12 protein-coding genes and 1 pseudogene are annotated in these 11,709 nt (G+C 63.0%); 6 read left to right on the forward strand and 7 right to left on the reverse strand.

All coding sequences use genetic code 11. The features are described from left to right. The 4 genes from PFH44_RS19605 to PFH44_RS19620 all read left to right on the forward strand — a co-directional run. Positions 1 to 779, forward strand: a 779-nt coding sequence (locus tag PFH44_RS19605; RefSeq protein ID WP_283825880.1) for an ABC transporter permease, incomplete at its 5' end; no start/stop codon positions are given. Further along, positions 779 to 1,612: an ABC transporter permease gene (locus PFH44_RS19610; RefSeq protein WP_283825881.1), complete on the forward strand. Its 834-nt coding sequence runs from the start codon at positions 779 to 781 to the stop codon at positions 1,610 to 1,612. The genes PFH44_RS19605 and PFH44_RS19610, both read left to right, overlap by 1 nt. Further along, the gene (locus PFH44_RS19615) at positions 1,605 to 2,441 is read left to right on the forward strand and encodes an ABC transporter ATP-binding protein (RefSeq protein ID WP_283825882.1); all 837 of its coding nucleotides are present in this window, start codon (positions 1,605 to 1,607) and stop codon (positions 2,439 to 2,441) included. The genes PFH44_RS19610 and PFH44_RS19615 overlap by 8 nt, the downstream gene beginning before the upstream one ends. Next, the gene (locus PFH44_RS19620; protein ID WP_283825883.1) at positions 2,428 to 3,132 is read left to right on the forward strand and encodes an ABC transporter ATP-binding protein; all 705 of its coding nucleotides are present in this window, start codon (positions 2,428 to 2,430) and stop codon (positions 3,130 to 3,132) included. The genes PFH44_RS19615 and PFH44_RS19620 overlap by 14 nt, the downstream gene beginning before the upstream one ends. Positions 3,133 to 3,198: 66 nt before the next feature. On the opposite strand, the gene PFH44_RS19625 is transcribed toward PFH44_RS19620, so the two are convergent. After that, the gene (locus PFH44_RS19625) at positions 3,199 to 4,536 is read right to left on the reverse strand and encodes an aspartate aminotransferase family protein (protein WP_283825884.1); all 1,338 of its coding nucleotides are present in this window, start codon (positions 4,534 to 4,536) and stop codon (positions 3,199 to 3,201) included. A gap of 180 nt (positions 4,537 to 4,716) precedes the next feature. On the opposite strand from PFH44_RS19625, the gene PFH44_RS19630 reads away from it, so the two are divergent. Beyond that, positions 4,717 to 5,481, forward strand: a complete 765-nt coding sequence (locus PFH44_RS19630; RefSeq protein ID WP_283825885.1) for an SDR family NAD(P)-dependent oxidoreductase — start codon at positions 4,717 to 4,719, stop codon at positions 5,479 to 5,481. 50 nt (positions 5,482 to 5,531) lie between these two features. Here the strand turns inward: PFH44_RS19630 and PFH44_RS19635 are convergent, their stop codons facing one another. The 4 genes from PFH44_RS19635 to PFH44_RS19650 are packed head-to-tail and all read right to left on the reverse strand — an operon-like array spanning position 5,532 to position 8,505. Continuing rightward, the gene (locus PFH44_RS19635) at positions 5,532 to 6,293 is read right to left on the reverse strand and encodes an amino acid ABC transporter ATP-binding protein (protein WP_045854391.1); all 762 of its coding nucleotides are present in this window, start codon (positions 6,291 to 6,293) and stop codon (positions 5,532 to 5,534) included. After that, the gene (locus tag PFH44_RS19640; RefSeq protein WP_283825886.1) at positions 6,286 to 6,951 is read right to left on the reverse strand and encodes an amino acid ABC transporter permease; all 666 of its coding nucleotides are present in this window, start codon (positions 6,949 to 6,951) and stop codon (positions 6,286 to 6,288) included. The genes PFH44_RS19635 and PFH44_RS19640 overlap by 8 nt, the downstream gene beginning before the upstream one ends. Before the next feature lie 13 nt (positions 6,952 to 6,964). Further along, positions 6,965 to 7,606 (reverse strand): amino acid ABC transporter permease, encoded by a 642-nt coding sequence (locus PFH44_RS19645; protein WP_045854390.1) that lies wholly within the window; start codon positions 7,604 to 7,606, stop codon positions 6,965 to 6,967. 47 nt (positions 7,607 to 7,653) lie between these two features. Further along, positions 7,654 to 8,505 (reverse strand): transporter substrate-binding domain-containing protein, encoded by an 852-nt coding sequence (locus PFH44_RS19650; RefSeq protein ID WP_283825887.1) that lies wholly within the window; start codon positions 8,503 to 8,505, stop codon positions 7,654 to 7,656. Positions 8,506 to 8,737: 232 nt separating this feature from the next. Between PFH44_RS19650 and pdxR the strand changes: the two genes are divergently transcribed. Further along, a complete protein-coding gene (gene pdxR, locus PFH44_RS19655) occupies positions 8,738 to 10,201 on the forward strand; it encodes a MocR-like pyridoxine biosynthesis transcription factor PdxR (protein ID WP_045854388.1) in 1,464 nt (487 codons plus the stop codon). Positions 10,202 to 10,229: 28 nt separating this feature from the next. Here the strand turns inward: pdxR and PFH44_RS19660 are convergent, their stop codons facing one another. Then, positions 10,230 to 11,498 (reverse strand): Zn-dependent hydrolase, encoded by a 1,269-nt coding sequence (locus PFH44_RS19660; protein WP_283825888.1) that lies wholly within the window; start codon positions 11,496 to 11,498, stop codon positions 10,230 to 10,232. Next, positions 11,488 to 11,709, reverse strand: a pseudogene (locus tag PFH44_RS19665) (amidase); the annotation flags it as partial. The gene PFH44_RS19660 and the pseudogene PFH44_RS19665, both read right to left, overlap by 11 nt.

Here is an 11,709-nt window from a genome sequence, read left to right on the forward strand (position 1 = left end):
ATCTTGGCATCGCCAGCGCCACCGGCCAGCCGGTGCTTCACGACCTGCTCTCCACCTTCCCGGCAACGCTCGAGCTGGCGACGCTGGCGCTGATTATTGGCGCCCTGCTTGGCGTGACTGCCGGCGTGCTCTGCGCCCGCTACGTCGGCTCGCCCTGGGACCTGGCGGTACGCACCTTTACGCTGCTCGGCAACTCGGTGCCGATTTTTTGGCTCGGCCTGCTGATGCTGGCGCTGTTCTACGCCAGGCTGCAGTGGACGCCTGGCCCCGGGCGGCTGGACGATATTTATCAGTACAGCGTCGAGCCGCGCACCGGATTTGCGCTGATTGACACCTGGCTGTCCGGTGATAGAGAGGCGTTTAAAAATGCCGTCGGCCACCTGCTGCTGCCGGTGGTGCTGCTGGCCTACTACTCGCTGGCCAGCATCACCCGCCTGACGCGTTCCGCCTGCCTGAGCGAGATGAACAAAGAGTACGTCCTGCTGGCGCGCGCCAAAGGGGCCGGCGAAATGACGATCCTCTTTCGCCACGTGCTGCCCAATATTCGCGGCACCCTGCTGACGGTCATTGCTCTGGCCTGGACCGCCATGCTGGAAGGCGCGGTGCTCACCGAAACCGTCTTCTCGTGGCCGGGAATCGGGCGCTATCTCACCACCGCGCTGTTTGCCGGCGACACCACGGCGATCATGGGCGGTACGCTGCTGATTGGCGCCAGCTTCGTCCTGATTAATAACCTTACCGACCTGCTGGTACGGTTAACCGACCCGAGGGTGCACTGATGCCGACCTGGTTGTTTTTACGCCGCCTGCGCCGCTCCCCCGCCACCTTCTGCGGGCTGGTGATTATTCTGCTGCTGGTGCTGGTGGCGCTGTTCGCGCCGTGGCTGGCGCCGCTGGACCCCAACTGGCAGGATGCCGCCGCCCGCCTGCAGGGGCCGAGCGCCCAACACTGGCTCGGCACCGACAGCTACGGCCGCGACCTGCTTTCGCGCCTGATTTACGGCACCCGGCCGGCTCTGGGGCTGGTGGCGCTGGTCACCCTGATCACCCTTCCCGCCGGCCTGCTGGTGGGTATTCTCTCCGGCTACTACGGCGGCTGGCTGGAGCGCGGGCTGATGCGCTTTACCGACGTGGTGATGTCGATGCCGCGGCTGATTCTGGCCTTCGCCTTTGTCGCCATGCTCGGCCCGGGGCTGGTTAACGGCGCGCTGGCGCTGGCGCTCACCGCCTGGCCGGCCTACGCCCGCCAGGCGCGCAGTGAAATTCAGCGCCTGCGCCACAGCGACTACCTGGCGGCGGCGGAAATGATGGGCATTGGCGGCCGGCGGCTGCTGATGGGCCATATTCTCCCGCTGTGCCTGCCTTCGGCCATCGTGCGCCTGGCGCTGGATCTGGCGGGCATCATCCTCGCCGCCGCCGGGCTGGGCTTTCTCGGCCTCGGCGCCCGCCCGCCGATGGCGGAATGGGGGGCGATGATCGCCGATGGGATGCAGGTAATTTTCGACCAGTGGTGGATTGCCGCCGCGCCCGGCGCGGCGATCCTGATTGCCAGCCTGGCATTTAACCTGCTGGGCGACGGCCTGCGCGACGTACTGGAGCCACAACATGACTGATACCCGACTCAACGTCCAGGGACTCTCCATTGACTACCCCAGCGCCCGGGTAGTGAACGATTTAAGCTTTACGCTCGGCAACGAACGCCTGGCGCTGGTGGGCGAGTCGGGCTCCGGGAAATCGATGACCGCCCGCGCCCTGATGGGGCTGGTGCGCAGGCCGGGCGTGGTCAGCGCCGGCGCGCTCAACGTACTGGGCCGCGACGCGCTAACCCTCAGCAGCCGCGGCTGGCGCGCGCTGCGCGGCAACGATATGGCGATGGTGCTGCAGGACCCGCGCTATGCGCTAAACCCGGTGCTCAGCATCCAGGCGCAGCTGGAGGAGGCGCTTACGCTCCACCAGCGCCTGAACCGCCGCCAGCGGCTGGAGGCGGTGAAAGCCGCCGTGGCCGCCGTGGGCCTCGATTTACCGGTGCTGTCCCGCTATCCGGGGGAGCTCTCCGGCGGCATGGGCCAGCGGGTGATGATCGCCCTTGCGCTCCTTAATAACCCGAAGGTGCTGATTGCCGATGAGCCCACCTCGGCGCTCGACGCCCGCCTGCGCAACCAGATCCTCGAGCTGCTGGTCGAACAGTGCGAGCAGCGCCAGATGGCAATGCTGCTGATCAGCCACGACCTGCCGCTGGTCGCCGAACACTGCCATCGGGTGCTGGTGATGTATCAGGGGGCTCAGGTCGACGGGATGGCGGCGCGCGACCTGCCTGCGGCCACCCACCCCTATACCCGCACGCTGTGGACCTGCCGTCCCGACGCGCGGACCTACGGCCGGATGCTGCCGACCCTCGACAGAAATCAATCTTTTACGGAGGCGACGCATGACGGTCGTTAATCTCACGGCGTTACGGGTCATTTTCGGCGCTAAAACGGCGGTTTCCGCCGCCAGCTTCAGCGTTGACGCCGGAGAAACCTTCAGCCTGATCGGCGCTTCCGGCTGCGGAAAATCGACCATTCTGCGGGTGCTGGGCGGGCTGCAGCACGACTGGCGCGGCGAGGTGGCGCTGTTCGGCAAGGCCATTACGCCGGGCGTTCGCTTCCAGGGCCAGCTGCGGCGCAACGTGCAGATGGTGTTTCAGGACCCCTACGCCTCGCTGCATCCAAACCATACCCTGTGGCGCACCCTCGCGGAGCCGCTGGAGATTCACGGCATCAGCGATATTGCGCAGCGGGTGACGACTGCTCTGGAGCAGGTTGGGCTGCCCGCCGACGCCGCGCGTCGCTATCCGCACCAGCTTTCCGGCGGCCAGCGCCAGCGCGTGGCGATTGCCCGCGCGCTGCTGCTGCGCCCGCAGATTCTGCTGCTGGATGAGCCGACGTCGGCGCTGGATATGTCGGTACAGGCGGAGATCCTCAACCTGCTGAACCGGCTGAAGCAGGAGCACGGTATGACCTACCTGCTGGTGAGCCACGACGCCGACGTGGTGGCCCATATGTCGGACCGGGCGGCGTTTATGGCTGAAGGAGCGATCCAACGCTTCTTCGATCGAGAAGCGCTGGTTAACGGCGAGCATCGGATGATCTGAGGTTCCCGAACCGCAGGCCGCTCCCGGCGTAAACGCCTTATCCGGGAAGCGGCCGCGGCGTCTGTTCTACTCCGCCAGACTGGCAAAGCGGGCGAATACCGCGTCAAAAATAGCCAGCCCTTTGGCGACCTGCTCGGCGCTGATGGTGCACGGCGGCACCACGTGGATGCGGTTTTCCACCACGAAGGCCAGCAGGCCGGCCTCGGTTAATGCCCCCTTGATCGCCGCCATATCGGAGGCCGCCAGCGGCGTTTTGCGCGCGCGGCTGCTGACCAGCTCCAGCGCCTGGAACAGCCCGCGCCCGCGCACCTCGCCGATGATAGCGTGCTTTTGCGCCAGCGCCTCCAGCCCCTCACGCAGCACGCCGTTGCCGATCGTCGCCGCATTTTCGACGATCTTCTCCTCTTTCATCGCGTCGATAGTGGCCACGATGGCCGCCATCGCCAGCGGGTGGCCGGAGTAGGTCAGACCGCCGGCAAAGAAGTGGTCGTCAAAGTGGCGGGCGATCGGCTCGCTAATCAGCACCCCGCCCGCGGGCACGTAGCCGGCGTTAACCCCTTTAGCGAAGGTCACCAGATCCGGCACAATCCCATCCTGCTCAAAGGCAAACCAGCTGCCGGTGCGGCCAAAGCCGGCCATCACTTCATCGAGGATCAGCACGATGCCAAACTCGTCGGCCAGCGCCCGCACGCCCTGCATATAGCCATCCGGCGGCACGAGGATCCCGGCGGTGCCCGGAATAGACTCCAGCAGGATCGCGGCAATCGCGCCGGGACCTTCGCACTCGATCATTCTGCGCAGGTGCGCCAGCGCGCGCTGGCACTCCTCCTCTTCGCTGGTGGCATTGAATTCGCTGCGGTAGAGGTACGGGTTGAAGAAGTGAACGTGGCCGCGCGAATACTCGTTCGGCACCCGGCGCCAGTCGCCGGTGGCGGCAATGGCGCTGCCGGTATTGCCATGATAGGAGCGGTAGGCGGAGAGCACCTTATCGCGCCCGGTATACAGCCGCGCCATGCGGATCGCGTTTTCGTTGGCGTCCGCGCCGGCGTTGGTGAAGAACACCTTGCTAAAGCCTTCCGGCGCCAGCTCAACGATGCGCTTCGCCGCTTCGCCGCGCGCGAGGTTGGCGGTAGCCGGCGCGATGGTCACCAGCTCCTCCAGCTGCGCCTTCATCGCCGCCAGCACCCGCGGATGCTGATAGCCGATATTGACGTTGACCAGCTGGCTGCTGAAATCAAGGTACGTTTTACCTTCGTAATCCCACAGCTCGCAGCCTTTGGCTCCGGCAATCACCAGCGGGTTCAAATTGCCCTGCATCGACCATGAGTGAAATACATAAGCGCGATCCAGTTGGCGTACGTCATCGTTGCTTACCGATACATCGTCTTGTAGTGCCAGCTTCATACCCTGCCCCTCTGATGGCGTTGTTGTTGTCACTATCATTGGGCGCATTGGCGAAAAAGGGATAGAGCCAGTGCGCGGCAGGCGATGTGACACGGTGTCACATCGCCGCATGACGACTGGCCCTGTGCGCGCCCGCCGCCGGTTTTTATAGTGGGTGAACCAGGCACACAGGAGAATGAAATGACGACCAACAACGTGGTATTTATTACCGGGGCAACCTCGGGTTTTGGCGAAGCGGCGGCGCAGGTTTTTGCCGAGGCCGGCTGGTCGCTGGTGCTTAGCGGCCGCCGTCTGGCGCGGCTGGAGAAGCTGAAGGATGCGCTGAGCCAGAAGGTGTCGGTGCATATTATCGAGCTCGACGTGCGCGACAGCGACGCGGTGGCGGCGGCGGTGGCCTCGCTGCCGGCGGACTTCGCCGATATTAAAACCTTAATCAACAACGCCGGGCTGGCGCTGGCGCCGCAGCCGGCGCAAAAGGTTGACCTGCAGGACTGGAAAACGATGATCGATACCAACGTCACCGGGCTGGTCAACGTCACCCACGCCCTGCTGCCGACGCTGATTAAGCACGGCGCCGGGGCCTCGATTATCAACATCGGTTCAATCGCCGGCCAGTGGCCCTATCCGGGCAGCCACGTCTACGGCGCAAGCAAGGCGTTCGTGAAGCAGTTCAGCTACAACCTCCGCTGCGACCTGCTGGGGACCGGCGTGCGGGTCACCGACCTCGCGCCGGGGATCGCCGAGACCGAATTCACCCTGGTACGCACCAAAGGCGACCAGGCGGCATCCGATAACCTCTATCGCGGCACCACGCCGCTGAGCGCGCAGGATATTGCCGGGCAGATGTTCTATATCGCCACCCTGCCGGATCATATGAATATCAACCGCGTGGAGGTGATGCCGGTACGTCAGGCCTGGCAGCCGTTCGCCATCGATCGCGATTAAAGCAGCGTATTGAGAAAGCCCGGTCGGCTCGCCGACCGGGCTTTTTAGCGCTAGCGGCTGCTCTGCAAAAACTGCCGCACCCGCTCGGAGTCCGGGTTAGTGAAGAACTTCTCCGGCGGCGCTTTCTCGATCAGCAGCCCCTTCTCCAGAAACACCACCTCGTCGGAGACCTGGCGGGCAAAGTCCATCTCGTGGGTCACCACCACCATGGTGTAGCCCTCGGCCGCCAGCGCTTTCATCACTCCCAGCACCTCGTTGACCAGCTCAGGATCCAGCGCCGAAGTCGGTTCATCGAACAGGATCACCTCCGGCGACATGGCCAGCGAGCGGGCAATCGCCACCCGCTGCTTCTGTCCGCCGGAGAGGGTGATCGGCCAGGCGTCGGCCTTGTGCGCCATGCCAACCTTCTCCAGCTGGCGCAGGGCTATCTCGTTGGCTTCGCCGCGCTTCATGCCCTTCACGTGCAGCAGGGCTTCGCTGACGTTCTGCTGCACGGTCAGGTGCGGCCACAGGTTAAAGCTCTGGAAGACCATGCCCACCCGCTCTCGCACCTTCGACAGCTGGCGGTGGGACATCGCCCGGCCGCTGCGTTCATCGACCCCGAGGCGCAGGCCGCCGATATGGATCTCGCCGCGATCCGGCTGCTCCAGCCAGTTCATGCAGCGCAGCAGCGTCGATTTTCCGGAGCCCGACGACCCCAGAATGCTGACCACCGAGCCTTTTTCAACCGTCAGGTTGATGTCGCGGAGCACTTCAATATTATCGAACTGTTTGGAGACGTTTTTAATGCTGACAGCGGTTGAATCAGGCATGGCTCATTCCTCTTTTCGCTCCCCAGGCGCTCAGCCGCTTAATCAGCAGCTCCAGCAGAATGCCGATCGCCCAGTAGAGCGCAATGGCGATGATAAACGCGTTGAACGGGATAAAATAGGTCGCCTGGACGCTGTTGGCGGCGGCGGTAATTTCCTGGACGGTGATAATGCTCAGGAAGGCGGTATCTTTCAGGCAAATAATCAGCTGGTTGCCCATCAGCGGCAGCGCCGACGAGACGATATTGGGCAGAATAATGCGGGTAAATATTTTGTAGCGCGAAAAGCCCTGGGCCACCGCCGCCTCAATATAGCCGCTGGAGAAGACCCGCCGCTGGCTGCGCAGTATTTCAAAGAAATAGGCGCCGTGATAAATAATCAGCGCCACCAGCCCCGCGGTCCAGGCCTCGAGGCTGATACCGATTTCCGGCAGTCCGTAATAGAGCAGGTAGGCGAGAATTAAAAAAGGAATGGCCCGCATCAGGCTGACGAAGCCAATAATGAGCCGGTTAAGGAACTTCTTCTGATATTCGCTGAGATAGCACAGCGCAATCCCGATAAATAAACCGGCCAGCGCCGCGATAATAAAGAGCTCAAGGGTGGCAAGCAAACCGGCAATAAAGCTCTCGCGCACCGACCAGATAACGGCCCACTGATTCATAGGATCTCCTGTTTTAGCGCGCCAGGCGTTTAGCTTTGCGTTCCGCCATACTCTGCAGCTTCAGCAGCAGCCCGATAATGACCACATACAGCAGCCCCGCGGCGAGGATCGGCGATAGGGGTTCGTAGGTCACCGAGGAGATGCGGTTAGTGACGCGGGTCAGGTCCACCACCCCAATAACCGCAATCGCCGGGCTGCCTTTGATCAAAAAGGACATTTCGTTCACCAGCGCCGGCAGGCTCTCTATCCACATCTGCGGCAGCATAATGTAGCGGAAGTAGGTCCAGCGCCGCATGCCGACGGACTCGGCGGCCTCGCGCTGGTCGCGGGGAAAGGTGCGAAACGCGTTGCGCCAGATCTCGGCGTTAAAGGCCGAGGTATTCAGCGTCAGCGCGGCGATTGCCGACAGGTTCTTATCGAGGTTAATCCCCATCGTCGGTAGCGAAAGGAACAGAAACAGCACCAGCGTCACCAGCGGCGTGGCGCGGGCGAGGCTGATATAGACGACCAGCAGCTGATCGACAAGCGGAATACGCATCATCCGCACCAGGGCGATCAGCAGGCCAATCACCACCCCGAGGGCGATGGCGATGGCCGAAATCCAGAGGGTCGTCCACGCGCCTTCAATCAATAACTGCCAGGAAATTGCATCCATGTGGCCCTCCTTCGCATCAACAGGCGGCGGTTGCCCGCCGCGACGTGTTACAGACCCGCCAGCTTATGGAACTGCTCAGGACTGGTTATCGCCTCCGTCGGGAGGTTATCGTAGGTCTCGCCAAACCATTTTTTCTGCAGCTCGGCCAGACGCCCCGTTTCACGCATATGGTTGATAAATTTGGTCATATAGGCCAAAAGCTGCGGTGAGTTTTTAGGGATAGGCCACGCCATATAGCCCGGACCGGACACCGCCAGCCCTTTGGCAAAGACCTTAGGCTTCGACTTCGCCAGGTCGTTGACCGAAATCACCACGTTAATTACGTAGTCAAGGCGCTTGTTGGCGAGATCGGCATAGGCTTCCGGATAGGAGGGATACTCCACCACCGGCCCAAGCTTGCCGCCGGTTTTCTCCAGCATCGCTTTCAGCTCCGGCACCCGCGCCAGCAGCGCGCTGCCGGCCTGCAGGCCGACCTTTTTGCCGCTGAGGGCGGCGATGGTGTCGAGGGAGTCGTCCCCGGCGCGTTTCACGAAGTAGTGCTGGGCCGACGCCCACGGCGGAGTGAAGTCAAACACCTTCAGCCGGTCGTCGGTAATTACCGCGCCGGTAAGGGCCATATCGTACTGGCCGGTTGAGACCGCCGCCAGCAGGCCGGTCCACGGCAGGATGCTCTGGTCAACGTTGAATTTCGCGTATTTGCGTAGCTCATCGAGCATATCCTTGTTAAAACCATCCGCCTGGCCGTTATTCATAAAGTTAAAAGGCGCGTAGTCATCCTCGGTCGCAACCTTCAGGGTGCCCGATTTTTCTATTGCCGGAAGATCGGCGGCGGCGGCATGCCAGCAAAAGGCCACTGCCATAACGGCACCCAGACAAACTGAACCCAATGATTTTTTCATCAATCTACCCCTCATTAATTCGCCAGACTGGTTCACTCCGGAACACGGAAAGGTTGTGCAAAATATGTGCCGACGGACGTTCCGGTCCACGGCCGATAGACGGTTTCTTACTGTAGGGAGCGTTTTCAATTTCTGGATAGAGCCAGATTCGCCGCGCAGATGTGTCAGTCATTTTCAGGGTGGTATGGAGTTTGCAGCATGCCCGATACCCTATTTGCGTAAGGAGCTGAGCATGATCCGTCACCTTTTACACGTTGATTTCGACCCGCATCGCGGGCTGCAGGAACAGGTGCGAGAGACGCTGATTGACGCCATTCTGAGCGGCTTCTTCGCCGCCGATACCCCGCTCCCCTCCTGCCGTCAGCTGGCCAGCCAGCTGCGGGTCTCGCGCAATACCACGGCGCTGGTTTTTGAAAGCCTGGTCAACGAAGGCTATCTCATCAGCCGGCCGCGCAGCGGGTTCTATCTGCACCCGGACTACCTGCAGCCCGCCGCCGCCGCTGTGCAGAGTGCACCGCAGGACGAGGCCGCTGCACCACGCTGGGGCGCCCGGCTGCAGATGACGCCCAGCCAGCAGGAGTCGATTCTCAAACCCGCCGGCTGGATGAACTACCGCTATCCGTTTATCTACGGCCAGCCGGATACCCGCCAGTTCCCGCTGGCCACCTGGCGCTCGGCGGCCAACTGGCTGCACGGCGGCGTGCGCGATCCGGCGTGGGTGGTCGATCACGTTGACCAGGACGTGCCGATGCTGATTGAGCAAATCCGCACCCGGGTGCTGCCGAAGCGCGGGATTGTGGCCGCCGCGGATGAAATTCTGATCACCCTCGGTTCGCAGAACGCGCTCTACCTGCTCACCCGCCTGCTGATGTCCTCCGCCACCCGGGTCGGCGTGGAGAATCCCTGCTTTCGCGAGGCGATCAATACCTTCCTGCTGGCGGATGCCGACATCGTGCCGCATCCGGTGGATGACGAAGGGATTGTGCTCAACGAGGCCCCCTGCGATTACTACTACGTGACCCCCGGCCACCAGGTCCCCACCGGCGTGGCGATGAGTAAGGCCCGGCGCAGCCAGCTGCTGGAGTACGCCGCGCGCCACGACGCGGTGATCGTGGAGGATGATTACGATTCGGAGAGTAACTTTATGCTCAATCCCCTGCCGGCGCTGAAGGCCAGCGATCGCAGCGGGCGGGTGGTGTACGTCAGCAGCCTGTCAAAGGCGCTGTCGCCGGGGCTGCGCCTGGGCTTTATGGTGGCCGACCCGGATCTTATCGACGAGGCGCGGGCGCTGCGGCGCCTGATCTATCGCCATCCGCCCACCAATATTCAGTATCAGATGGCGCACTTCCTCGCCCAGGGGCACTATGAAACGCACCTGCGGCGCTACCATTACGACTCGGCCCAGCGCTGGGATCGGCTCAATAGCGCCCTGCAGAATCATCTCCCGGAGTGCCGGATCATTCCCGGCAGCGAGTACGCCAACGCCTTTTGGCTGGCGACGCCGGAACATATCAATACCCAGCAGCTCACCTGGCGCGCGGCCCATGCGGGAGTGCTGATTGAGCCCGGCGCGCGCCATTTTCTCAGCGACGCGCCGCCGGATAACTTCTTTCGCATGGGCTTTCACGCCATCAACCCCGACGCCATCGAACAGGGGGTTGAGGTACTATGCGGCCAGCTGGAGCAGATGGGGTAGCCCGGGGTCGGGCTACCGTTACGCAGGACTATACCGCCCGGGCGTACTGCAGCATCACCTGCAGCAGCACGTTAGCGCCGGCGGTGACGTGCTCCGGAGAGGCGTACTCGATTTCGTTATGGCTGATGCCGTCCCTGCAGGGGATAAAGATCATGCCGGTGGGCGCCAGATAGCTCATGTAGACCGCGTCATGCCCGGCGCCGGAGACGATCTCGCGGGCCGGATAGCCCAGCCGCTGGGCCGCTGCGGCAATCGCCGCCTGACACTCGGGGTGGAACGGCGCCGCCGGGTAGTGGCTGACCTCCTTTAGCGCCACCGCCAGGCCGCTCTCCTGCTCGATTTTGCCGATAAACTCCCGCAGCTGGCGGTCCATCTCATCCACCAGCGCGTCGCTGAGATTGCGCATATCAATAGAGAAGGTTACTTCGCCCGGCACCACGTTGCGGCTGTTGGGATAGACCTGCACCCGGCCCACGGTTCCGCGCCCCTCTGCGCTGCGCCCGGCGATCGCCACCACCTCCTGCATAATGTGGGTGGCCACCTGCAGGGCATCTTTGCGCAGCCGCATCGGCGTCGGCCCGGCGTGGGACTCCTGGCCGCTGACCACGCAGTCGTACCAGCGGATGCCCAGCCCGCCCTGCACCACGCCAATCACCTTCTCTTCGTCTTCGAGGATCGGGCCCTGCTCAATATGCGCTTCAAAGTAGGCGCCGATCGGCCGCTCCCCCGGCGTCTGGCTGCCGATATAGCCAATGCGCGCCAGCTCTTCGCCCACCGTTTTCCCTTCCGCGTCCTGTACGGCATAGATCTCTTCCAGCGCAAACACGCCGGCAAAGACCCCGGAGCCCATCATTACCGGCACAAAGCGCGAGCCCTCCTCGTTGGTCCAGAACACCACTTCAATCGGCGCTTCGGTTTCGATCTCAAGATCGTTGAGCGTGCGCACCACCTCCAGCGCCGCCAGCACGCCGTAATTGCCGTCAAACTTGCCGCCGGTGGGCTGGGTATCGATATGGCTGCCGGAAACGATCGGCGGCAGCTGCGGGTTACGCCCTTCCCGGCGCATAAAGACGTTGCCGATTTTATCCACGCTGACGCTCATCCCGGCCGCTTTCGCCCAGCCGATCACCAGATCCCGCCCCTGCCTGTCGAGATCGGTTAAGGTCAGACGGCAGCAGCCGCCTTTCGCCGTCGCGCCAATCTCCGCCAGCGCCATTAACGAATCCCACAGCCGTTCACCGTTGACCCGGCCGGCGTCAATCCCGGCGACCGGGGTAAAAAGGACATCACTGCTCATAGTCTTCTCCTTGCACAAATGCGGCGGCCAGCTCTACCAGCAGACGATCGCTGCCGCGCGGCCCCAAAAATGAAATACCCAGCGGCAGACCGCCCACCTGGGCGACCGGCAGGGTCACCTGCGGGCGCCGGGTCATCACGGAAATCAGCAGCAGATCGTGCGACAGGCGGCGTACCGCCTCAATTTCAGCGGCCTGCGCCGTCAGCAGCGG

This window comes from Klebsiella sp. Ech2A (assembly GCF_030078455.1).
GTDB classification, from domain to species: Bacteria; Pseudomonadota; Gammaproteobacteria; order Enterobacterales; family Enterobacteriaceae; genus Klebsiella; species Klebsiella terrigena.